This is a genomic window from Pseudoclavibacter chungangensis (assembly GCF_013410545.1).
Lineage (GTDB): Bacteria > Actinomycetota > Actinomycetes > Actinomycetales > Microbacteriaceae > Pseudoclavibacter > Pseudoclavibacter chungangensis.
Window position 1 is genome coordinate 1417481 of record NZ_JACCFV010000001.1, and the last position, 23424, is coordinate 1440904.

The following is a 23424-nucleotide window of genomic DNA, read 5'->3' on the forward strand; positions in this document are numbered from 1 at the left end:
CATGCCGGGGCGAGTCAGGTCTACTTGTTCGTCGCGACGCTGCCGTTCTCCCGCTATGCGTTCGTTGAACCGGCCCTGGATATGCGGCAGGACACTTGGTTGCGGGCGAACGCGGCGATGTTCGACTGGTTCGGCGGCAGCGTCCCCAGGATCGTGCCGGACAACCTGAAGACCGGGGTGATCAAGCACCCTGCCGAGGGGGAGGTCGTACTCAACGACGCGTATCGGGAACTCGCCGCGCACTACTCCGCGGCGGTGCTGCCGGGCCGGCCCGCGAAACCGAAAGACAAGGCGAGCGTCGAGAACACTGTCGGCAACGTCGCGACAGCGGTGATCGCCACGCTCCGTGACCGCACCTTCGCGACGCTGCCGGAGCTTCGCGCGGTGATCCGTGAGCGGGTCACCGCTTACAACGCCGAGCCGTTCCAGAAGCGCGCCGGGTCCAGACTCTCCGTGTTCGAGGCAGAGGAGAAGCCGCTGCTACGGCCGCTGCCGGCCGTCGGGTTCGAGATCTCCCGATGGCACTACGGACGCAAGGTTCAGCGCAACGGGCACGTGGTGTTCGAGCGGAACTTCTACTCCGTCCCCTACGCCAACATCGGAGGCAACGTCGACCTGCGCGTCACCGAGACCACCCTCGAGGTGTTCGCCGCCGATCAGCGGCTCACCAGCCATCTCCTCGCCCCAGCCGGGGTGATCAACGAGTACCGCACGCACGACTCGGATCTGCCCGACGGACCCCAGTATCGGCAATGGGACGCGGAGCGGGTTCGGGAGTGGGCAGCTCGGATCGGGGAGGACACCACGACGATCGTGAACCGCATCTTCGAGTCCGTCCCGGTCGACGAGCAGGGTTTGGACGCTGCGCTGGCCGTGTTGCGGATGACTCGCCGCTACTCGGCTGCGCGGGTCGAAGCTGCTGCTGGGATCGCGCTGCAGTCGCGGGTGAGGTCGCCCAGGTATGCGCATCTGCGGCCGATCCTGGACTCCAATCAGGACCAGAACGGCAGACGGCAACCGAGGTTCGAACCATCCGTCTGGGAGGAGCCGGCAGGCTACGTCCGCGGCGCCGACTACTACGCCGGAGGCACCCGATGAGCCGGCTCGACTCCGAGACGAAACGGAAGCTGCGGGAGATGGGCATCTCCGCCCTGGTCGACGCGATCGACATCCAAGACGATGCCCTCACGATGGGGATGGTGTTCGAAGAGCGCATCAAGCTCGCCGTCGACGACGCCCACGCCGCGTTCACCCACGCGAAAGTCGAGGGCCTCATCCGGCGGGCGGGGCTCCGATACCCGAACGCGGACCTGCGCAGGGTCGACCTGCTCGAACAACGCGGCCTCGACCGGGGTGTGATCGCGCAGCTCGGGACCTGCCAGTTCATCAGCAGGCAGCAAAACGTGGTGTTCCAAGGGTTCACCGGGTCCGGGAAGAGCTACTGACTCGCCCCGGCATGTCCGGAGTGACTCGCCCCGGCATGTCCGGAGAGCTGTTTGCTGGTGTCAGCCGGCTCTTTCAACCGGTTCGTTGCGAGCGTAGTCGAGTTGCTCGACCTCGAGGGGTGTGAGGTCGTCGATGGAGCCGTGGGTGCGTTCGGTGTTGAACCAGAGCACCCAGGATGCGGTCGCCGCCTCGACCTGATCGACGTCACGCCAGGGACCTTCGTGGTGGATGAGTTCGGACTTGTAGAGCCCGATCTGCGATTCCGCGAGAGAGTTGTCGTAGGCGTCGCCGACGGATCCGACGGACGGGTCGATGCCTTCGTCGACGAGCCGATCGGTGAAGGCGATTGACGTGTAGACGCTGCCCGCGTCGGTGTGATGCGTGAGCCCCTCGAACCCGGTGATGCCTTCGCGGCGGCGGGTGAAGAGAGCCATGTCGAGGCAGTCGAGCACGAGCGGTGTGGTCATGCTCGTCGCGGCGCGCCAGCCGATGATGCGGCGGGAGTGCGCGTCGAAGACGAACGCGACGTAGACCCATCCAGACCACGTCCACACGTATGTGAAGTCCGCGACCCAGAGCTGGTTCGTGCGGAACCGGGCGAAGTGTCGGTCGACGAGGTCCGCGGGGCGGGTCTCGCGCGGATCCGTGTCGACGGGACGCTTCCGCTTCCCGCGGAGCACGCCGGCGATCCCAAGCTCACGCATGAGGCGCTCGAGCGTGCAGCGCGCGATGTCGTGACCGTCACGGCGGAGCCGCAACCAGAGCTTTCGGGCCCCGAGCACCTTGCGGTGCGCCTGCCACGCCGCCAGGATGATCGGCTTCCACCGCTCATCCGACACGGCCTGGGATGACGGTCCGCGCCCGCGGGCGTCGTAGTAGGTCGATGGGGCGATCTTCACGCCGTGCTGGGTGAGCACAGCGCAGATCGACTCGACACCCCATCGGAGCCCGCCCTCGGTGCGGTCCTTGTGTTCGTCGATGAAGGCGACTATCGCTTGTGTGGCCGGTCGAGTTCGGCCGCGAAGAAAGCTGAAGCCGCCTTCAAGATCTCGTTCGCCCGCCGCAGCTCGGCGTTCTCCCGCTTCAGGCGCTTGATCTCCACCGCCGCGTCAGTCGTCACACCGGGCCGGTCTCCCGCGTCGACCTGCTCCCGACGGATCCAGGTGCGAATCGTTTCCGGCGACCCGATGCCGAGCATCTGCGCGACCGCGGTCATCGCCTGATACTCGCTCGGATAATCGGCCCGCACCTCGACGACCATACGGACAGCGCGCTCACGAAGCTCGCGCGGATACTTACTGGGACGTCCCATAAGACAGATCCTTCCAAGGAATCCTGTCTCCGGACACACCGGGGCGAGTCACTACCTCGGATCGGCGCTGGCGAAACAGGCCTGTCAGCACCGCTACCGAGCGCACTACATCCGCATGCCCGACCTCGAAGAGACCTGGGCCGCGGCGAAAGACAAGCCCGCCGGCAGGGAGAAGTGGCTGCGGAAATACAGCACGTTCACGCTCCTCGTGATCGATGAATGGCTGCTCGACCCACCCACCGACGACGTTCGATCCATGCTGCTCGAGCTCCTCGAACGCCGATACGACGCGACCTCGACGGTGTTCTGCACCCAGTATGCGAAGAAGGACTGGCACCAGCGCCTCGGCTCCGGGGTCCACGCCGACGCGATCATGGACCGCATCGTCCACAACACCCTCTGGATCGAGACCGGCGACGTCAACATGCGCGAACAGACCGCCGCGTCCAGCTGAGTCGGCGCCGGTGAGCGTCGCGCCCGCGGGGGTGGCGCTCACCGGCAATACCCCTGGCCCCGAGAGCAAATATCGGCTGGCCCCGAACCGCAATAATCAGTGGCCCTCAAGACTCCAAATACTCAGGTACGGATCCGCACCACCGTCGACCGCTCGTAGCCAGCTGACAGCATCTCGTCGTACCAGCGTTCAAGCATCTGCGGCGTGATCTTCCCCGCGGGGAGCTTCGAGATTCGCTCGGGAAGGTAGGTGGTGACCGCGTACCTGATGGTGTCGAGCGACTGCCCGTTCATCACCCCGTTCTTCGTGTCGAGAAACTTGCTCGCGATCTCCCTGAACGGCAGCGTCTTGCCGACGCGCTTCGAGAACTCACCGTCGCGCAGGGCAAGGTGCTGGTCCTGCTCCCACCGGGTGGCGTCCTGCTTGCGTGAGAACATTTTCGAGGTCACCTCGACGCCGCCGGCGTAGATGCGCACCCGGTACTTCCCGCTCGCCTGCTTCGTAATCATCGGCCATCCTCCACAAACGTCGCGAGCCAGTCGCGCACTCACGGCTCGAAATACCTGACCGACCGCCCCATGCGAAGCGGGTGCTTGGGCCCGCGACCTTCGTGGTTGAAGGCGTAGATGGTGCTCTTCGGCAGCCCGGTCAACGCCACCAGGTCGTCGATCGTGTAGAGACGCCCCAGCGGGCGGTCGGCCTGTTCGAGCTCATCCGGCAGCGAGCGCGGAGAGGCGGATGGTTTCGGGGAGTTCTGGCTGTCCATGCCCGCCCCTATGCACGAGTCCGACCGACGCTCGCGCAGCGGCGACGTCGATGTCTCAACCCCGACGGACGCTTCCGAGCTGCACCGGACGGTGCCGACAGCGAGGGGGGACTGCCTGCCGGTGGAATGCCGGTGAACGTTGCGGGCGGTTGCGGACATGTCGTGGCGGCTTGCCAACAGACCTCGGCGGCAGCGCGCAAGACGGCACCGGCATTGCACCGGCATTCTTGGCGATGCACGGCTGTCGCACAAACGAACAACGCGCGGCCTGGACTGGAAAACCAGTCCTGACCGCGCGTTTCGTGTGGTGGGCGATGCCGGGCTCGAACCGACGACCTCTTCCGTGTGAAGGAAGCGCGCTACCAGCTGCGCCAATCGCCCGCAACGAGCACCTATCCTGCCACAGTTCTCGGGCCCGCCGTGCCGTTCGCACGCGACCCGCCCGGGTTACACGCGTGTAGTTCCTGTGTGACCTGGGGTTTCTTTTTTCGCGGCGGCGTCGTTTTGCATTCGTGCGGGATCGCGTCTAAAGTCAATGACGCGCTGAACGAGGGAAGCCTTGCTCAGACGTGCGGATGTAGCGCAGTTGGTAGCGCATCACCTTGCCAAGGTGAGGGTCGCGAGTTCGAGTCTCGTCATCCGCTCGAGTGTGAGGGCCTTCGGGCCCGAGCGCGGGGTGCAACCCACACGCGGTGACGTGGCCGAGAGGCGAGGCAGCGGCCTGCAAAGCCGTCTACACGGGTTCGAATCCCGTCGTCACCTCTCTCAACTGAAGAAGCTGTCTCGTACGAGATGAGCGCGATTGGCGCAGCGGTAGCGCGCTTCCCTGACACGGAAGAGGTCACTGGTTCGATCCCAGTATCGCGCACTCCCGAGGACCCGCGGATTTCCGCGGGTCCTCTTTGGTTTTTCTCGACACAGGCTTCCCCGCGGCTCGGCGTCACGGTGGCCGGTGCCCGCTCGGCACCGCTCGCCCGGTGCGTGCCTTGCGCATCTCGTTGCATCCCGTTCCGGGTCCGGGTGACATCCACGTCAACGGCGTCGACATCCGGTCCGAGGTGTCGCCCGGACGTGAGTGGCGTCGGGACGTGCTCTCGGCGGAGCTAGACTGCCCCCGCCCACCACCTCGCGTCGAAAGAAGCGCCATGGCCCGCGAACGGACGGCCCTGCCCGACGATTTCGAGGAGATGCTCGAGACGGCCGATATCGAAGAGTTGAAGGTGCTGTTCGAGACGCGCGAGATCGATGCTCGGGGCGGCTACACGAAGGCGACCGCTTCGGATTCACGAACTGCCCCGACGAACTCGTCGTGTGGTTGGTCGAGCGAGGGCTTTCGCCCGACGAACCCGATTCACGTGGCGTCACACCGCTCATGGCGAGGGCGACGCGCCGGTGGCGTTCGCGCGCCGACCAGATTCCGCCCTTCGCTCGCTCGGTGCGCGGGCCGACGATCTCGACGTTGTCATGCGTGAAGCCACCCGTTCCTTCAACGTCGAGGCGGTCAGGATCCTGCTCGCCGAGGGTGCGTCCGTGGACGCCATCGAGGCGACCTCGTCGCCCCTCTTCCTGGCCCTGCGTATCACGGAAAACAAGGACATCACGGAGACGGCACGAATCGCCGAGCTGCTGCTCGCGAACGGGGCGCGGGTCACCCCGGAGACGCGGGAGCAGGTGCAACGAATCGGCAAACGGTTCGAGCACTACCGTGACATCTTCACCAAGGACTCGCTGGACGAGTCCGATGCCGCGCTCAACGAGCTCTACCGGCTCTTCGACGTGGAGCCCGTGCCGCAGCGGGTGCGACACGACGGGGTCTCACCGATCCTCGTCCCCGACGGTGAGTGGTTCGAACAGCACGAGGCCCTGTGGGAGTTTCTGGTACCCGGCATGGAAGCCGCAGGTACGACCCAGGGCGAAGTCATCCGCCTGACGGGCAAACTCGCGCGCGAGATCCTCGACTACGGCAGCATCAACTGGAACCGGAACTTCCGAAAGATGCTGAAGGCGGTTCCCACGTACTTCGACCTCGGCGACTCGTTGCCGGCGAGCGAACTCCGCGAAGCCGCGTCGATCGCACGACGCGGGTGGCGAGGGAGGCTGTCCCGCGAGCAGGTCTATCGGCTCGAGCAGCTCGCGGTCGAGTGGGTCGAACGCAACCCTGACCCGATCGCACTCCCGCGACCGGCGTACATGTACTGATCTCGCCGGCTCGCCGCCCATCGGACCGGGAACACCCGGGTGACGTCGGGTCGTTCGGGCCGAGGCCGAAGCCCGCCCGGGTGAAGCCCACTCGGGTGAAGGCGCGGACCAACGCGCCGGGCCGAGCCTGCCGGCAAAAAGCCGGGTTGTTGCTACCGGGCCCGGGGCCCGGTAGCAACAACCCGGCTTTTTCGGTCCGGTCGGGTCGGGGCGGGTCGGGGTGGGTGGACGGCGGCGGTGCAACGTGCGCTATGCTGTTCCACACCGTTCGGGTTCAGGACGGTACGCGGATGTAGCGCAGTTGGTAGCGCATCACCTTGCCAAGGTGAGGGTCGCGAGTTCGAGTCTCGTCATCCGCTCTCAGTTCCTCGTCACGCGCGGGCGCTCCGCGCTGCGGTCGCACGTTCCGTGCTGCGAGCCGGCGCCGCGCGTCGTTCGGGACCCGCACTCGGCCGGGCCCGCGCTGCCCGCCCGCCCGCTGGCGTGGTGTCGCCCGATCCGGTCGACGTTCGCGCACGTTCCCGCGCCACGTCGGCGGCCCTCGCTAGGCTCGAGCCGCGACCGACGTCGGTCGCCTCGACCCACGGAGGGCCCACATGAGCTCGTTGGATCCGTTCCGCGACCGCGTCGCCGGCGTGCTGCTCGGCCAGGCGTGCGGTGACGCACTCGGCGTTCCCGACGAGTTCGGGCCCGCGCTCCCGGACTCCTACACGCCACGCATGACCGGCGGTGGCCCGTTCGGCTTCGACCCGGGGGAGTACAGCGACGACACCGCGATGGCCGTCTGCATCGCCGAGGTGTCCTCGCGCGGGGCCGACCTGACGGCGGCCGCCTCGCTCGACGAGATCGCCGAGCGCTTCCGCGCCTGGGCCGCCGGATCGAAGGACGTCGGCGCGCAGATCTCGCGCGTCCTCGCCCGCTCCGCGAATCGCCCCGGACCCGCCGGGGCCGCGATGCTCGACGCCTCCCGAGCCGTCGCCGCCGCGAACCCCGGCCACGTCGGCAACGGCGCACTCATGCGCACCGCCGTCGTCGGCCTCACGCGCGTCGCCGATCGCGATGCGACCGCGGCCGCCGCACGAGCCGTCGCCGAACTCACCCACGCCGATCCGCTCGGTCTCGAGGCCGCCGTGCTGTGGAGCGAGGCCGTTCGACTCGCCGTCACCGAGGGGCGCCTCGACCTCGAGTCCGGGCTCGACCTCGTGCCGGTATCGAACCGCGACGCCTGGGCCGACCGCATCGAGGAGGCGACCGACGTCGACCCGCGTCGCTACGAACGCAACGGCTACGTCGTCTGGGCCCTCCAGGCCGCCTGGGCCGCGTGCAGCTGGCGACCCGAACCCGAGAGCGACCCGACGCCGCGGCAGCGGCTCGTGCACGGCATCGAACGCGCCGTCCGCGCCGGCGACGACACCGACACGGTCGCGGCGATCGCGGGCGGGCTCCTCGGCGCGGTCGAGGGCCGCTCGAGCGTCCCCGACCAGTGGGTCGACGACATCCACGGCTACGGCGGACACCGCGCCGACGGCCTCGTCCGGCTCGCCCTCGACACGGCCGAGCACGGCCTCGACCGTTCGGGGGAGCGCTGAGCACGCACCAGGCCGACCACGGTCCGGGGCTCTACGCCATCAGCGATCTCCACGCCGGGTTCGACGGCAACCTCGACGCGATCGATCGCCTCCGTCCGCGAACGGACGGCGACTGGCTCGTCGTCGCCGGCGACGTCGCCGACCGCTTCGGCACGATCGTCGACACGCTCGACCGCCTCCGGGATCGATTCGCCCGCGTCGTCTGGACACCGGGCAACCACGACCTGTGGACCCCGCCGGGTGATCCCGTGCAGGCGCGCGGCGCGGAACGCTACGGTGCGCTCGTCGACGCGCTCCGGCGTCACGACGTCACGACACCCGACGACGACTGGCCCGTGTGGACCTCCGGCGCCGGGCCCGTGACGATCGTCCCGCTCCACCTCCTGTTCGACTACTCGTTCCGCGACACGACCGGGCTCAGCCGACGCGAGGCGGTCGCCGAGGCACGCCGCTCCGGCGTCATGTCCTCGGACGAGGTCTACCTGCACCCCGACCCGTTCGAGTCGCGCGATGCGTGGTCGCGCGCCCTCGTCGACGCCGCCCGCCGTCGACTCGACGCACTCCCGGACGGCGTCCGGACCGTCCTCGTGAACCACTACCCGCTCGAACGAGGCCCGCTCGCGCGCATCCGCCGCGCACAGATCGGCATGTGGGCGGGAACCACCGCCACGGCCGGGTGGGCCGTGCGCTATCGCGCGGAGGCCGTCGTGTACGGCCACCTCCACATCCCCGTCACCGACGTGATCGAGGGGGTCCCGCACCACGAGGTCTCGCTCGGCTACCCGCGCGAGCGCGGTCACGAGTGGTCGCGCCCGCGCCGTGCCCTGCGGCTGCTCGAACCGGGCGGCGCCGACATCGTCGTCACGCCGTCCTGACCCGACGCGCTCAGCGGGTTCACACGCGATATATCGTGAGATCGGGTACATTGCAGATCCCCAGCATCCATCGACCGTGCGGAGGAAGACATGGCCGATTCGACCCGTACCGACGACAAGACGCGCGACGAGAAGGCTCGTTCGAGCTCGACCGGCGAGCAGCAGACCGGCGATGCGCGCCAGCACGCCACCAACGCGCGCGTCGCGCAATTGCGTGGCGGTCTCGAGAAGGCCGTCACCGGCCGCGAGGAGCTCATCAAGACGAAGGCCGTGGAGTTCGCGGAGAAGATCGACGAGCGCACGGGCGGACGTCACCACCAGAAGCTCCGCGTCGCGCTCATGGTCGTCGAATTCGTCGTGGACCGCGTCGGGGGCTCGTCCGCGGCGGGCACCACGAGTGGCGACACCGACTCGAAGCGCGCGCACGGGACGACATCGACGGGACCGACGCGCGGCGCCGCTGAGGAGCCCGAGCAGCTCGGCGAATTCCGCAACATGTCGGACCGCTGAGCGATCCGCGGCACTCGCGCGTCACGCCGAGCGCGGACACGCCTCCCGCCCGGCCGACGTGGCCAGGATTCGGGGAGTTGCGGGACTAGACTGAACGATCGTCCGATCCCGTCCCCGAGGAGTACTTCGTGTCGCACGTCGCCGATCCGTCCACCCAGCCCGACGAGCGTGGCGGCGACGGGACGACGACGGGGTTCGACCACTTCACCGACCGCAACATCGTCGCGATGCGCGTCGACGGTGAACTGCAGGACCTCGCGCGCGAGATCCCCGAGGGGGCCGAGGTCGAGCCCGTCACGATCGACTCCGAGGACGGACTGCGCATCCTCCGTCACTCCACGGCACACGTCATCGCACAGGCCGTGCAGCGCATCAACCCCGAGGCGAAGCTCGGCATCGGGCCGCCCATCACCGACGGGTTCTACTACGACTTCGACGTCGCCGACCCCTTCACGCCCGAGGACCTCAAGGCGATCGAGAAGGAGGCGCAGCGCATCGTCCGCGAGGGACAGCGCTTCGTGCGCCGCGTCGTGAGCGACGACGAGGCGCGCGCCGAGCTCGCGGCCGAGCCGTACAAGCTCGAACTCGTCGGGCTCAAGGGCTCCGGCACCGACGCCGACAACGAGTCGGTCGAGGTCGGCTCCGGCGTGCTCACGATCTACGACAACGTCGACCCCAAGACGGGCGAGCTGAAGTGGAAGGACCTCTGCCAGGGTCCGCACCTGCCGTCCACGCGCCTCATCGGCAACGGCTTCGCCGTCAGCCGCTCGAGCGGCGCCTACTGGCGAGGCTCCGAGAAGAACCCGATGCTGCAGCGCATCTACGGCACCGCCTGGCCGACGAAGGACGAGCTGCGCGCCTACCAGGCACGCATCGAGGAGGCGCAGAAGCGCGACCACCGACGCCTCGGCAAGGAGCTCGACCTCTTCAGCTTCCCCGACGAACTCGGCTCGGGCCTGCCCGTGTTCCACCCGAAGGGCGGCATCATCCGCCTCGAGATGGAAGAGCACTCGCGACGTCGTCACATCGAGGAGGACTACTCCTTCGTCAACACGCCGCACGTCACGAAGGGGCAGCTCTACGAGCTGTCGGGACACCTCGACTGGTACGCCGACGGCATGTTCCCGCCCATGCACGTCGACGAGGAGCGCAACGCCGAGGGCAACATCACGCGCGCCGGGCAGGACTACTACCTGAAGCCCATGAACTGCCCGATGCACAACCTCATCTACGGGCAGAACGCGCACTCCTACCGGGACCTGCCGCTGCGCCTGTTCGAGTTCGGCACCGTCTACCGCTACGAGAAGTCGGGCGTCGTGCACGGCCTCACCCGGGCACGCGGCTTCACGCAGGACGACGCGCACATCTACACGACGCGCGAGGACATGCGCGTCGAGCTCACGCGCACACTCGAATTCGTCCTCGGCCTGCTGAAGGACTACGGGCTCGACGACTTCTACCTCGAGCTCTCGACGAAGAACCCCGACAAGTTCATCGGCGACGAGGACGCGTGGGAGGAAGCGACCGAGACGCTGCGCGAGGTCGCGACGGCCTCCGGGCTCGACCTCGTCCCCGATCCGGGCGGCGCCGCGTTCTACGGCCCGAAGATCTCGGTGCAGGCGCGCGACGCCATCGGCCGCACGTGGCAGATGTCGACCATCCAGCTCGACTTCATGCTGCCCGAGCGCTTCGGCATGGAGTACACGGCGGCCGACGGCTCGCGCCAGCGGCCCGTCATGATCCACCGCGCCCTGTTCGGTTCGATCGAGCGCTTCTTCGGCGTCCTGCTCGAGCACTACGCGGGCGCGTTCCCCGTGTGGCTGTCGCCCGTGCAGGTCGTCGGCGTCCCCGTCGCGGGGGAGTACGCCGAGTACCTCGGCGACGTCATCGACACGCTCCGGGCCCAGGGGGTGCGCGCCGAGCTCGACGTCTCCGACGACCGCATGCCGAAGAAGATCCGCACGCACGCGAAGTCGAAGGTGCCGTTCATCCTCATCGCGGGCGAGGACGACCGGACGGCCGGGACGGTCTCGTTCCGCTTCCGCGACGGGACGCAGCGCAACGGCGTGCCCGTCGACGAGGCGGTCGCCCGGATCCTCGGCGCGATCCGCTCGCACGCACAGGTCACGACCGAAGCCGAGCTGTGATGGCGGGGCTCGGATTCCCGGAGGGCGAACTCGACGGCGTCGAGATCGACCGTTCGACCGATCACGCGCGGGTGCCCGACGAGTTCCAGCGGCTCTGGGCGCCGCACCGGATGACGTACATCGTCGAGGGACAGGATCCCGACCCGACCGCGTGCCCGTTCTGCCGGGGCCCCGAGCTGCCCGACGAGCACTCGCTCATCGTCGCCCGTGGCACGTACGCGTTCGTCGTGATGAACCTGTACCCCTACAACTCGGGCCACCTGCTCGTGTGCCCGTACCGACACATCGCGACGTACGACGAGGCCGACGACGAGGAGATCCTCGAGATCGGCCACCTCACGCAGACCGCGATGCGCGTACTCGGAGCGCAGGCGCACGTCGAGGGATTCAACATCGGCATGAACCAGGGCCGCGTCGCGGGCGCCGGCATCGCCGGCCACCTGCACCAGCACATCGTGCCGCGGTGGGCGCTCGACTCGAACTTCTTCCCGATCATCGCGAAGACGAAGGCGATCCCGGTGCTCATGGGTGATCTGCGCGAATGGATCGCCGACCACTGGCCCGACGCCGACTGAGCCGCCCGGCACCGTCGGACGGTCGTCCGGCGCGCCCGTCGTCGCCCGCACCGACCTCGTCCAGAACCACCACCGTCGAAGGGAACCGAGATGGCCCGACGCCGACCCACCCCCGCCGCGCGCGCCCGTGCCCGCGCGGAAGAGCTCGCCGCATACGTGACCGCGTCGCCGAGCTCGTACCACGCGGCCGCGGAGGCCGCCGCGCGCCTCGAGAACGCGGGCTTCACCGTGCTCGACGAGCGCGCGGCGTGGCCGAACGACCCGGGCGGCTACGTCACCGTCCGCGACGGGGCCTTCATCGCGTGGCGGATCCCCGAACACACCGAACCGCACGTCCCGTTCGCGATCGTCGGCGCCCACACCGACTCGCCGGGGTTCCGGCTCAAGCCGAGCGCCGACCGCGACGCGCACGGCTGGCGGCAGCTCGCGGTCGAGGTGTACGGCGGCCCGCTGCTCAACTCGTGGCTCGACCGCGAACTGCGGCTCGCGGGTCGCGTCGTGCTCCGCGACGGCCGCAGCGTGCTCGTCGCGACCGACGCGGTGGCCCGCATCCCGCAGCTCGCCGTCCACCTCGACCGTTCCGTGAACCAGGACGGCGTCCGGCTCGACGCACAACTCCACACCGCCCCGATCCTCGGCCCCGGATCGGCGCCGTCGGCCGTCGACCTGCTCGCCCAGGCCGCCGAGGTCGATGCCGCCGAGATCGCGGGCTGGGACGTGGGCCTCGCCGACGCCCAGCCGCCGCTCGTCTTCGGTGCGGGACAGGCGATGCTGGCCTCCGGCCGACTCGACAACCTCGTGAGCGTGCACGCCGCGCTCGCCGCGCTCATCGAGACGGTCCCCACCGGCGTCGTCCCCGTCGTCGCGGCGTTCGATCACGAGGAGGTCGGCTCGGACTCCCGTTCCGGCGCCGCCGGCCCCTTCCTCGAGGACGTGCTCGCACGCATCCAGGACGGACTCGGGACGAGCCCGGCAGAACGCGTGCGCTCGTTCGCCGCGAGCTGGTGCGTCTCGAGCGACGTCGGCCACAGCGTCCACCCGAACTACGCCGAACGCCACGACGACTCGGCGCCGCCCATCGCGGGTGGTGGCCCCATCATCAAGATCAACGCGCAGCAGCGCTACGCGACCGATGCGCGCGGCACGGCGCTCTGGAAGCGCGTGTGCGACGAGGCGGGCGTGAAGGTGCAGACCTTCGTGTCGCGCAACACGATCCCGTCCGGCTCCACGATCGGCCCGATCTCGGCGACGCGTCTCGGCATCGCGACGGTCGACGTCGGCATCCCGATCCTGTCGATGCACTCGGCGCGTGAACTCTGCGCCGCGAGCGACGTCGACGACCTGGGACGCGCGCTCGGCGTGTTCCTCGCAGGAGCGTGGCCGGAACACGCCTGAGGCGCGTTCCGTACCATGGACACGACACACAACATTCGAGGGAAGACATGTCCGGACACTCCAAGTGGGCGACCACGAAGCACAAGAAGGCCGTCATCGACGCGCGCCGTGCCAAGTCGTTCGCCAAGCTCATCAAGAACATCGAGGTCGCCGCGAAGATCGGTGGCCCCGACCCGGCCGGCAACCCGACGCTCGCCGACGCCATCCAGAAGGCGAAGAAGACGAGCGTCCCGAACGACAACATCGACCGCGCCGTCAAGCGCGGTGCCGGTCTCACGGGCGAGTCGATCGAGTACACGACCATCATGTACGAGGGCTACGCGCCCGGTGGTGTCGCGCTCCTCATCGAGTGCCTCACCGACAACAAGAACCGCGCGGCGGCCGAGGTGCGCACGGCCATGACGCGCAACAACGGCAACATGGCCGACCCCGGCTCCGTCGCGTTCAACTTCGAGCGCAAGGGCGTCATCATCGTCCCGCACGCCGAGACCCCGACCGAGGACGAGATCCTCGAGGTCGTGCTCGACGCGGGTGCCGAGGAGGTCATCGACCACGGCGAGGTGTTCGAGATCCGCACCGAGGCGCAGGACATGGTCGGTGCCCGCGCGGCGCTCCAGGAGGCCGGCATCGACTACGACCAGGCCGAGGCCGAGTTCGTGCCGAACGTCAAGGTCGAGGCCGACGCCGACACGGCGCGCAAGGTGCTGCGGCTCATCGACGCGCTCGAGGACAGCGACGACGTGCAGAACGTCTACACGAACCTCGACGTCTCGCCCGAGGTACAGGCGGAGCTCGACGCCGACGACTGAGGTCCCGAACGAGCGGCGCCCCACCGATCGGTGGGGCGCCGCTCGCGTTCCGGCGCGGCCGACCCGGCCGACGGTGCCACGGCGATACGATCGAACCGTTCGAGACCATGACGCGGGGAGGGGCGAGATGCGCATCCTCGGCGTCGACCCCGGACTCACCCGCTGCGGTATCGGTGTGATCGACGTCGATGCCGGTCGGCGCGCGCAGTTCGTGCACGTCGAGGTCGTCCGGTCGTCGCGGGACCTTCCGCTCGCCGAGCGGCTCGGCGCCATCGGCCGGGGTGTCGAACGGGCCCTCGACGAGTTCGCGCCCGACCGCGTCGCCCTCGAGCGCGTCTTCGCACAGCACAACCTCCGCAGCGTCATGGGCACCGCCCAGATCTCGGGCGTCGTCCTCTACGCCGCCGATCGTCGCGGGCTCGGGGTCGAACTGCACACGCCGAGCGAGGTGAAGGCGGCGGTCACCGGCTACGGCAGCGCCGAGAAGCAACAGGTGCAGACGATGGTGCAGCGCATCCTGCGCCTCGCCGAGCCGCCGAAGCCCGCCGACGCCGCGGACGCGCTCGCGCTCGCGCTCTGCTCGGCATGGAAGTCGCCCGTCCAGGCCGCCGAGCGCGGCGCCGCCGCGGCCTCGAGTGATGTCTCGGGCGGTCTCACGCCCGCACAGGCGGCGTGGCGTGAGGCCGAACGGCGCGCCGTCGCCGGAGCGCGACGGGGCTGACCGCCGCGTGCCCCGCACGGCCGACGGACCGGGCCGGTTCCCGGAGCGCCTGGGCGCGCCCGGGCACGGGCTCGCTTAGGGTGGCCGGGTGATCGCTTCCCTCCGCGGCACGGTCGTCTCGACCACCGCGTCCAGTGTGCTCCTCGATGTCTCGGGCGTCGGCTACCGCGTTCTCCTGACGCCGAACCACGTGCTCGAACTCCGCAGGGGCGCCGAGGTGACGCTGCTCACGCACCTCGTCGTGCGCGAGGACCAGTGGACGCTCTACGGATTCCGGACCGACGACGAGCTCGAGGTGTTCGAACGACTCATCTCGGTGTCGGGGGTCGGCCCGAAGTCCGCGCTCGGCGTCCTCTCGCAGCTCACGCCCGACGCCGTGGCCCGTGCGGTCGTCGACGAGGACGTCGCCGCGTTCAAGCGCGTGAGCGGCATCGGCCCCAAGAGCGCGGGCCTCATCGTCGTCTCGCTCGCCGGCAAGCTCCGCCCGCCCGCGCACGCAGCCACCGACGGCGACTCGTCGACCTCGGGTGTCCCGCCCGCCGTGCGCACCGACGTCGTGGAGGCGCTCGTCGGCCTCGGCTACGCGGAACGCGTCGCCGCGCCCGTCGTCGAGGACGCCATCGCCGCGCTCGACGACGACGGTGCCGACGTCGCCGCCGTCCTGCGTGCCTCGCTGCGCCTCCTCGGCCCCGCGAAGGGCGCCCGATGAGCGACGACGACCGGCCCGTCAGGCCCGCGGAATCCGAATCGGCGGCCGAGCTCGCGTTCGAGGGCGCCCTCCGGCCCGGGACGCTCGCGGAGTTCGTCGGGCAGCCGAAGGTCCGGACCCAGCTCGAACTCCTCCTCCGAGCCGCCGCGCTGCAGAACCGCACGCCGGACCACATCCTGCTCGCGGGGCCGCCCGGACTCGGCAAGACGACGCTCGCGTACATCGTCGCGACCGAGGCTGGTGCGCCGATCCGGTTGACCTCGGGACCGGCGCTGCAGCACGCGGGCGACCTCGCGTCCGTCCTCTCGAGCCTCGTCCCCGGCGAGGTGCTCTTCATCGACGAGATCCATCGGATGGCGCGGACCGCCGAGGAGATGCTGTACCTCGCGATGGAGGACTACCGCATCGACATCATGGTCGGAAAGGGCGCCGGCGCCACGAGCGTGCCGCTCGAACTCGCCCCCTTCACCGTCGTCGGTGCCACGACCAGGGCGGGCCTCCTGCCGACGCCGCTGCGGGACCGCTTCGGATTCACCGCCCATCTCGAGTTCTACGGCACCGACGACCTGGAGACCGTGCTCACGCGTGCCGCGACGCTCCTCGAACTCGATATCGACGCCATCGCGATCGCCGAGATCGCGGGGCGGAGCCGCGGCACACCCCGCATCGCGAACCGACTGCTCCGGCGGGTCCGCGACTACGCGCTCGTTCACGACACCCCGGCCGACGAGGAGGCCGCGCGGCACGCCCTCCGCGTCTACGACGTCGATTCGCTCGGCCTCGACCGTCTCGACCGCGCGGTCCTCGACGTGCTCATCACCCGCTTCTCGGGTGGCCCCGTCGGCGTCCGGACCCTCGCCGTCACGGTGGGGGAGGAGGCCGAGACGGTCGAGAGCGTGGTCGAGCCGTTCCTCGTGCGCGTCGGCCTCATCGCGCGCACCCAGCGCGGTCGCGTCGCCACCCCGGCCGCCTACGCGCATCTCGGCCACGAGTTCCCGCAGCGTCATGCGGGCGGTGGCCCCCACCTCGACGGCGTATAATCGACTCGTTTGCCGTCACCGCGACGGTCGAACCGCAACCAGCTCGGCGAGGCGTCGAGCACGAAAGGGACTTCCGCCCATGGATCTCACGCTCCTCCTTCCCCTCGCACTGCTCGCGCTCATGCTCGTCTTCATGTGGCGCAGCAACAAGAAGCGACAGGCGCAGGCGCAAGAGACGAAGAGCAAGGCGGTGGTCGGTGCCGAGGTCATGACGCAGGCCGGTATCTACGGCACGATCGTCGACATCGACGCCGACAACAACGTCACGACCATCGAGACGACCCCCGGGACGCGCATCCGCGTCCACTCGGCGACCGTCCTCAACGTCGTGACCCCGAACGTTCCCGACGACGCGTCCGAGCTCATCGGCGACGACCACATCGACGACGAGCGCCACGAGGCCGAGGCGGCCGAGGAGACGCGCGGTCAGGACGCCGACACCGACGCCGACGACGCCGCGTCGTCGGACATCGCGGTCGACCTCGGCAAGCACGAGGACGCCGACACGAACGAGCCCACGGACACCGACGACGACGCCGACTCCGAGCACACCGCGAGCGAGAACCCGCTCGGTAAGTACACCGACCCCGACGCCAAGGCGTAGTCGGTCCCGCACAGTCCCCGAACGGGTCGAAAGGCATACTCCGTTGGCGAAGTCCTCCTCGACCGGGTCGAGCCGTCGTTACGGCACGAGCCCGGTCACGCTCGCGTGGCGCACGCTCACCTGGCTGCTCCTGCTCATCCTCGTCCTCGCCGGTCTCAACTGGTTCTCCGTCTCCTTCCAGGGTGGGCAGTGGACGCCGCGTCTCGCCCTCGACCTCGAGGGCGGCACGCAGGTCGTGCTCGAAGCACAGCTCCCCGAGGGGGCGAGCCCGTCCGGCGAGCAGATGCAGCAGGCCGTGTCCATCATCCGTCAGCGCATCGACGCCACGGGCGTCGCCGAGGCCGAGATCACGACGCAGGGCGGTCGCAACATCGTCGTCTCCGTCCCCGGCGAGATGTCGGATGCACAGCGTGAGAGCGTCGAGGCGTCCGCCAAGCTCGAGTTCCGTCCCGTCCTCGTCACCGACCAGGCGGCGAACTCGCAGATCATCCCGCCGGAGATGCTGCCGGAGGACCTGTCGACCACGCCCACGGCGCCACCGACCGACCCGAGCGACATCAGCCAGGTCACCGACTCGCTCTACGTCGACTTCCTGCAGTTCAACTGCGCCACCGACATCAAGCCCGCGAGCGAGGTCGACCCGACGCAGCCGCTCATCACGTGCGACGACACCGGCACCGAGAAGTACATCCTCGGGCCCGTGGAGGTCGACGGCTCGTCCATCGCGAACGCGTCGAGCGGCCTCGTGACGACGTCGACGGGTGCGACGACGAACCAGTGGGCCGTCAACATCCAGTTCGACGCGCAGGGCACCGAGACGTTCGCGGCCGTCACGCAGCGACTGTACGGCCTCCAGGACCCGCAGAACCGCTTCGCCGTCACGATGGACAACAAGGTCATCGTCGCCCCGTCGACGAACGCGATCATCACGGACGGTAAGCCACAGATCACGGGCAACTTCGACGAGGCGTCCGCGAAGGTCCTCGCCGATCAGCTGAAGTTCGGCGCGCTGCCGTTCAGCTTCACGACGAAGACCTCGACGACGATCTCGGCGACGCTCGGAACCGCGCAGTTGACGAGCGGCCTCATCGCGGGCCTCATCGGCCTCATCCTCGTCGTCCTCTACTCGATCATCCAGTACCGCGTGCTCGGTCTCGTCACGATCGCCTCGCTCGTGTTCTCGGCCGGCATCACCTACCTCTTCGTGACGTATCTGTCCGATCAGCAGGGATATCGATTGTCGCTGGCCGGCGTGGCCGGCCTCATCGTGGCGATCGGTATCACCGCCGACTCGTTCATCGTCTACTTCGAACGAATAAAGGACGAGCTGCGTGACGGGAAGTCGCTCCCGGCCGCCGTCGAGGCGGGCTGGGGACGCGCGATCCGGACGATCCTCGCGTCCGACGCGGTCAACTTCCTCGTGGCAGTCGTGCTGTTCTTCATCGCCGTCGGCAACGTCCGCGGGTTCGCGCTGACACTCGGCATCACGACCGTCATCGACCTCGTCGTCGTGTGCCTGTTCACCCATCCGCTCATGCGTCTGCTCGCACGGACGAGATTCTTCGGTGGCGGTCACCCCGCCTCCGGCCTCGACCCGAAGGCACTCGGCGCCGTCTACCGCGGTCGCGGGACGTTCCGGACCTCGGAGGAGCGCCGAACGGGTGCGAAGCGCGAAGCGGAGCGCCGCAAGACGCTCGCCGAACGCAAGGCGGCCGCGGCAGCGGGCGAACCCCTCGACGAGGAGCCGGACGAGCGGGAGGAGCCCGAGACGACGAAGCGTGGCGGAGCGAAGCGCCGTCGACGCGCAGGCTCCGTCGCGACGCTCGAGAAGCGCGACACCGAGACGAGTGTCGACGAGGACGAGGACGATCGCGACCCCGACGACACCACGGAGGCGAGCGGGACCGACGAGTCCGACACCTCGGACGACAACGATTCCGGCGACACCGCTCCGGACGACATCGAACCGGTCGATGAGGACGCCACACCGCGTCGGACCCGCCGTTCACGGCGGCGCGCGAGCGCGGAGGAGGAGAACTGATGGCCGGCTTCCTGAGCTTCGGTAACGACCTCTACACGGGCGAACGCTCGGTCAACTTCGTCGGACTCCGACGCATCTGGTTCACGGTGGCCGCGCTCGCCGTGCTCCTCTCGATCGCCGCTCCCTTCATCCGTGGCGGCCTCGAACTCGGTATCGAGTTCACCGGTGGGTCCGAGTTCACGGTCTCCGGCGCACAGAACACGGACCAGGCGATCGCGACGGACATCGTCGCCCGGTACACCTCGACGCCCGCCCGCGTCTCGACGCTCGGTGACGGTGCGGTGCGCGTGCAGACCGAGCCGCTGAGCGAGGAGGCGACCTCGGCGGTGCGACAGGAGCTCGCGACCGCCTACGGCATCACCGACATCGACAATGTCGCCGTCTCCACGATCGGCCCCGCATGGGGTCAGGACATCACGAGGCAGATGTCGATCGGGCTCGTCGTGTTCATCGCCATCGCGGCCATCCTCATGGCGCTCTACTTCCGGACGTGGAAGATGTCGCTCGCCGCCCTCGTCGGGCTCGCGCACGACCTCGTCGTCACGGCCGGCATCTACGCGCTGACGGGCGTGGAGGTGACACCGGCGGCCGTCATCGGCTTCCTCACGATCCTCGGGTACTCCCTGTACGACACCGTCGTGGTGTTCGACAAGATCCGCGAGAACACCGAGAACTACACGCCCGACGGCACACGGACGTTCGGAGAGCTCGTCAACCTCGCGATCAACCAGACGCTCGTGCGATCGATCAACACCTCGGTCGTCGCGCTCCTGCCGGTCGCCGCGATCCTCTTCATCGGGGCGTTCATCATGGGCGCCGGGACGCTGCGCGACATCTCGCTCGCGCTGTTCATCGGCATCTTCGTCGGCGCGCTCTCGACGATCTTCCTCGCGGGTCCGATGTACGCGATGCTCCGGTCCTCGGAGCCGAACATCAAGCGGATCGACGGTCGCATCCTGGCCCGGCGCCGGGGCGAGAAGCCCGCCGACGACGGCCCGATCGAGCCGCTCCGGAAGAAGAAGCGCTCGGACGACGACGACATCGACACCAAGCGCGCGGCACGCGCGAGCGGGAGCGAGACCGAGAAGCCGTGGGAACTCGACGTCGACGACGAGGAGCTCATCGACGACCCGGACCTGGACGAGTACGACGACGACGAGGACGACGAGGAGCCGGTCACGACCGCGTCGAAGTCGTCGGGCAAGCGGTCCTCGTCGGGCACGAAGGCCGCGACGCGCGGACAACGCGCGCAGCCGAAGCGGCGTCGCCGCTGAGGGCGAACCGGGGCGTCCGGTCGGCCGTGCTGGTGTAACGTGACAGCACCCTGACCGGCGCCCCGCTCGGTCGGTGCCCGTCGCCGGGAAGGACGTCACGTGAGCGATTCGTCGACCTCGTCGCTGAGGCGTCTCGTGCCGCGCATCTTCGCGAGGTCACCCGAGGCACAGGAGATCGAGACCCTGCTGCGCACGCTGCGTCGGCACGACCCGCGCGCCGACACGGCGCTCGTGCAGCGCGCGTTCGACGTCGCGAAGCGCGCGCACGAGGGGCAGTTCCGTCGGAGCGGCGAACCGTACATCACACATCCCGTGGCGGTCGCGCAGATCCTCGCCGACCTCGGGATCGGCGCCATCACGGTCGCCGCCGCCCTCCTGCACGACACGGTCGAGGACACGGACTACGGACTCGACCAGCTCCGCAGCGAGTTCGGTGACGAGATCGCGATGCTCGTCGACGGCGTCACGAAGCTCGACAAGGTCAAGTACGGCGACAACGCGCAGGCGGAGACCGTCCGCAAGATGGTCGTCGCGATGTCGCGTGACATCCGTGTGCTCGTCATCAAGCTGTCGGACCGCCTGCACAATGCGCGCACGTGGGGCTTCATGAAGCCGGAGTCAGCGAAGCGCAAGGCGAAGGAGACGCTCGAGATCTACGCGCCGCTCGCGCACCGCATGGGGATCCAGGCCATCAAGAACGAGCTCGAGGACCTCTCGTTCGCGGTGCTGCACCCGAAGATCTATTCCGAGATCTCGAATCTCATCGCGCACCGTCAGCCGCAGCGCGAGAAGTACGTGCAGCGGGTGATCGCCGACGTCCGCACCGACCTCACGGCCATGCGCATCAAGGCCGAGGTGTTCGGGCGACCGAAGGAGCTCTATTCGATCTACCAGAAGATGGTGCTGCGGGGACGCGACTTCGACGAGATCTACGACCTCACCGCGATCCGCGTCATCGTCGATTCCGTCCGCGACTGCTATGCCGTGCTCGGCGCGATCCATGCGCGCTGGAACCCCATGCACGGCCGCTTCAAGGACTACATCGCGACCCCGAAGTTCAATCTCTACCAGTCGCTCCACACCACGGTGATCGGACCGGACGGCAAGCCCGTCGAGATCCAGATCCGCACGCACGAGATGCATCAGCGCGCAGAGTACGGTGTCGCTGCGCACTGGATGTACAAGCAGTCCGCCGGCTCTGCCAGGGCGAGCGGCTCGGGGACCGAGATGGCCTGGCTCAAACACCTCAACGACTGGCAGGCCGAGACGACCGATCCGGGGGAGTTCCTGGATTCGCTGCGATTCGAGATCGGCGCGAAGGAGGTCTACGTCTTCACGCCGCAGGGCAAGGTCATCGGCCTGCCCACCGGGGCGACCCCGGTCGACTTCGCCTATGTGATCCACACCGACGTCGGCCACCGGACGATGGGTGCACGCGTCAACGGGCGACTCGTCCCGCTCGATTCGACGCTCGAGAACGGCGACGTGGTCGAGGTCTTCACGTCGAAGAATCCCGACGCGGGACCGAAGCAGGACTGGCTGACGTTCGTGTCGAGCGCGCGGGCGCGCAACAAGATCCGGCAGTGGTTCTCCAAGGAACGTCGTGACGAGGCGATCGAGCAGGGGAAGGACGCCGTCGCGAAGGCGCTCCGGAAGCAGAACCTGCCGCTCAACAAGGACGTCGTCCAGGAGGCATTCTCGACCGTCGCCTCCAACCTCCGCTACACCGATGTGACCGCCCTCTACGCCGCGGTCGGCGACGGACACGTCTCGACCCAGTCGGTCATCGAGAAGCTCCAGCAGGAGCTCCGGGCCGACACGGACGGTCAGGACGACATCTCGGTCGGTGAGTTCACGATGGCCCCGCGCGAGCCACGCGTGAGCGATTCGGGCATCCTCGTGCGCGGTGCACCCGACATCCTCGTCAAGGTCGCGAAGTGCTGCACGCCCGTGCCCGGCGACGAGATCCTCGGATTCGTGACGCGCGGCCAGGGCGTCAGCGTGCACCGTGTCGACTGCTCGAACGTGGCGCACCTCCGCGAGGAGTCGGAGCGACTCATCGAGGTGGAGTGGGCACCCACCTCGTCGAGCGTGTTCCTCGTGAACATCCAGGTCGAGGCGCTCGACCGCTCGGGGCTCCTCATGGACGTGACGCGGATCCTCAGCGAGCATCACGTCAACATCCTCTCCGCGACCGTGCACACATCGAAGGACCGCCTCGCGATCAGCAAGTTCTCGTTCCAGATGGGCGACACGACACACCTCGACCGTGTCCTCAACGCCGTCCGGCGCATCGAGGGCGTCTACGACGTGTACCGCGTGAACGGCGCCTGACCGGTCGCCGGGGAGCGACGCCGGTTCCGGATCACGTCCTGCGTCGTGCGTGCGCTCGGGGACCGCGGTGGCACGGTCAGCGGCATGTTCCCGCGAGTCGTGTCAGCCGCGCCCGCCCGGATCGACTGCCGTGGCGACCGGTGAGGATCGCCACCGCCTCGTCGAGGAGTTCGGGACGGCTGCCCGACATGCGATAGAGCGCCCGCACCCGTGCGAGCGGTGTCTCGCCGCGGGCGAGATCGGCGAGTGTGCGCGCGAGCGTCGTGACGTGCACGGTGCCGAGGAGGACGCGGTGCTCGTGCGGCACGGCGACCTCGCGATACCGCCTGCCGGGCTCGACGGTGTGTCGCCGGTGGCCGCGGGGGACCGCGATCTCGATGCACGGCGGTGGCGCGAGGCCGTCGTGGACCCACGCTGCCGTCTCACGCTCGAGCACCCCCGTCACGGGCACACCCGTGCCGATCGACATGGCACGGATCGTGCCCGTGAAGGGTTCGTCGACGGGAACGTAGCCGACGTCGTTCGCCGTGTGCAGTGGGGTGAGCTCGCCGTCGAGCCGCATGGACTGCAGTTCCTCCGGCGCCAGTGCGGCGAGGCCTCTCGCTTCCATGTGCGGCATTGTGG

Annotated in this window: 18 protein-coding genes, 5 tRNA genes and 4 pseudogenes; 22 read left to right on the forward strand and 5 right to left on the reverse strand. The window is 68.8% G+C overall.

All coding sequences use genetic code 11. From position 1 onward, the window contains the following. Positions 1 to 12: 12 nt before the first annotated feature. Both HNR16_RS06360 and HNR16_RS06365 read left to right on the forward strand, forming a co-directional pair. Positions 13 to 1098 (forward strand): annotated as a pseudogene (locus HNR16_RS06360) (Mu transposase domain-containing protein); the annotation flags it as partial. Then, positions 1095 to 1442, forward strand: a pseudogene (locus HNR16_RS06365) (ATP-binding protein); the annotation flags it as partial. The pseudogenes HNR16_RS06360 and HNR16_RS06365, both read left to right, overlap by 4 nt. Before the next feature lie 63 nt (positions 1443 to 1505). Here HNR16_RS06365 and HNR16_RS06370 read toward each other — a convergent pair. After that, positions 1506 to 2758 (reverse strand): IS3 family transposase gene (locus HNR16_RS06370; protein ID WP_179558138.1). Its coding sequence is split into 2 segments (ribosomal slippage): positions 1506 to 2476 and positions 2476 to 2758, totalling 1254 coding nucleotides; the frame shifts between segments, so codons are not numbered across the junction. Between the two features lie 31 nt (positions 2759 to 2789). Between HNR16_RS06370 and HNR16_RS06375 the strand changes: the two are divergent. Then, positions 2790 to 3212 (forward strand): annotated as a pseudogene (locus HNR16_RS06375) (ATP-binding protein); the annotation flags it as partial. A gap of 122 nt (positions 3213 to 3334) precedes the next feature. Here HNR16_RS06375 and HNR16_RS06380 read toward each other — a convergent pair. From HNR16_RS06380 to HNR16_RS06390, 3 genes are all read right to left on the reverse strand, one after another. Further along, positions 3335 to 3721 carry a hypothetical protein gene (locus HNR16_RS06380; RefSeq protein WP_158040366.1) on the reverse strand — a complete coding sequence of 129 codons (387 nt, stop codon included), beginning with the start codon at positions 3719 to 3721 and terminating at the stop codon, positions 3335 to 3337. Between the two features lie 38 nt (positions 3722 to 3759). After that, positions 3760 to 3978, reverse strand: coding sequence for a helix-turn-helix transcriptional regulator (locus HNR16_RS06385; protein WP_158040365.1), 219 nt, complete (start codon positions 3976 to 3978; stop codon positions 3760 to 3762). A gap of 305 nt (positions 3979 to 4283) precedes the next feature. Then, positions 4284 to 4359, reverse strand: a tRNA-Val gene (locus HNR16_RS06390). 190 nt (positions 4360 to 4549) lie between these two features. On the opposite strand from HNR16_RS06390, the gene HNR16_RS06395 reads away from it, so the two are divergent. From HNR16_RS06395 to HNR16_RS06485, 19 genes and pseudogenes are all read left to right on the forward strand, one after another. After that, a tRNA-Gly gene (locus tag HNR16_RS06395) sits at positions 4550 to 4622 on the forward strand. Between the two features lie 47 nt (positions 4623 to 4669). Then, positions 4670 to 4740 (forward strand) — tRNA-Cys (locus tag HNR16_RS06400). Between the two features lie 34 nt (positions 4741 to 4774). Further along, a tRNA-Val gene (locus HNR16_RS06405) sits at positions 4775 to 4846 on the forward strand. Positions 4847 to 5442: 596 nt separating this feature from the next. Then, positions 5443 to 6177, forward strand: coding sequence for a hypothetical protein (locus HNR16_RS06410; protein WP_218868391.1), 735 nt, complete (start codon positions 5443 to 5445; stop codon positions 6175 to 6177). A gap of 286 nt (positions 6178 to 6463) precedes the next feature. Further along, a tRNA-Gly gene (locus HNR16_RS06415) sits at positions 6464 to 6536 on the forward strand. 237 nt (positions 6537 to 6773) lie between these two features. Next, positions 6774 to 7766, forward strand: a complete 993-nt coding sequence (locus HNR16_RS06420; RefSeq protein ID WP_158040364.1) for an ADP-ribosylglycohydrolase family protein — start codon at positions 6774 to 6776, stop codon at positions 7764 to 7766. After that, positions 7661 to 8641, forward strand: a complete 981-nt coding sequence (locus HNR16_RS06425; protein WP_218868392.1) for a metallophosphoesterase family protein — start codon at positions 7661 to 7663, stop codon at positions 8639 to 8641. Before HNR16_RS06420 ends, HNR16_RS06425 begins: the two co-directional genes overlap by 106 nt. Before the next feature lie 90 nt (positions 8642 to 8731). Next, positions 8732 to 9151 carry a hypothetical protein gene (locus HNR16_RS06430; RefSeq protein WP_158040363.1) on the forward strand — a complete coding sequence of 140 codons (420 nt, stop codon included), beginning with the start codon at positions 8732 to 8734 and terminating at the stop codon, positions 9149 to 9151. 227 nt (positions 9152 to 9378) lie between these two features. Next, positions 9379 to 11298 (forward strand): threonine--tRNA ligase, encoded by a 1920-nt coding sequence (gene thrS / locus HNR16_RS06435; protein WP_158040377.1) that lies wholly within the window; start codon positions 9379 to 9381, stop codon positions 11296 to 11298. Then, positions 11298 to 11873, forward strand: coding sequence for an HIT family protein (locus HNR16_RS06440; protein WP_158040362.1), 576 nt, complete (start codon positions 11298 to 11300; stop codon positions 11871 to 11873). Before thrS ends, HNR16_RS06440 begins: the two co-directional genes overlap by 1 nt. 90 nt (positions 11874 to 11963) lie before the next feature. Beyond that, positions 11964 to 13268: a M18 family aminopeptidase gene (locus tag HNR16_RS06445; RefSeq protein ID WP_158040361.1), complete on the forward strand. Its 1305-nt coding sequence runs from the start codon at positions 11964 to 11966 to the stop codon at positions 13266 to 13268. A gap of 47 nt (positions 13269 to 13315) precedes the next feature. Further along, positions 13316 to 14077 carry a YebC/PmpR family DNA-binding transcriptional regulator gene (locus HNR16_RS06450; protein ID WP_158040360.1) on the forward strand — a complete coding sequence of 254 codons (762 nt, stop codon included), beginning with the start codon at positions 13316 to 13318 and terminating at the stop codon, positions 14075 to 14077. Between the two features lie 127 nt (positions 14078 to 14204). After that, on the forward strand, positions 14205 to 14798 hold the full coding sequence (gene ruvC / locus HNR16_RS06455; protein ID WP_158040359.1) for a crossover junction endodeoxyribonuclease RuvC: 594 nt from the start codon (positions 14205 to 14207) through the stop codon (positions 14796 to 14798). Positions 14799 to 14886: 88 nt separating this feature from the next. After that, a complete protein-coding gene (gene ruvA / locus HNR16_RS06460; RefSeq protein ID WP_158040358.1) occupies positions 14887 to 15507 on the forward strand; it encodes a Holliday junction branch migration protein RuvA in 621 nt (206 codons plus the stop codon). Further along, positions 15504 to 16547 (forward strand): Holliday junction branch migration DNA helicase RuvB, encoded by a 1044-nt coding sequence (ruvB, locus tag HNR16_RS06465; protein ID WP_158040357.1) that lies wholly within the window; start codon positions 15504 to 15506, stop codon positions 16545 to 16547. Before ruvA ends, ruvB begins: the two co-directional genes overlap by 4 nt. A 79-nt stretch (positions 16548 to 16626) precedes the next feature. After that, the gene (gene yajC, locus HNR16_RS06470; RefSeq protein WP_179558139.1) at positions 16627 to 17151 is read left to right on the forward strand and encodes a preprotein translocase subunit YajC; all 525 of its coding nucleotides are present in this window, start codon (positions 16627 to 16629) and stop codon (positions 17149 to 17151) included. A 43-nt stretch (positions 17152 to 17194) separates the two neighbouring features. Then, positions 17195 to 19192 (forward strand): protein translocase subunit SecD, encoded by a 1998-nt coding sequence (secD, locus tag HNR16_RS06475; protein WP_158040355.1) that lies wholly within the window; start codon positions 17195 to 17197, stop codon positions 19190 to 19192. Further along, positions 19192 to 20181: pseudogene (gene secF, locus HNR16_RS06480) on the forward strand (protein translocase subunit SecF); the annotation flags it as partial. The gene secD and the pseudogene secF, both read left to right, overlap by 1 nt. Before the next feature lie 384 nt (positions 20182 to 20565). After that, on the forward strand, positions 20566 to 22800 hold the full coding sequence (locus tag HNR16_RS06485; RefSeq protein WP_158040354.1) for a RelA/SpoT family protein: 2235 nt from the start codon (positions 20566 to 20568) through the stop codon (positions 22798 to 22800). Positions 22801 to 22876: 76 nt separating this feature from the next. Here the strand turns inward: HNR16_RS06485 and HNR16_RS06490 are convergent, their stop codons facing one another. Further along, positions 22877 to 23410 (reverse strand): hypothetical protein, encoded by a 534-nt coding sequence (locus HNR16_RS06490; RefSeq protein WP_158040353.1) that lies wholly within the window; start codon positions 23408 to 23410, stop codon positions 22877 to 22879. Between the last annotated feature and the right edge of the window lie 14 nt (positions 23411 to 23424).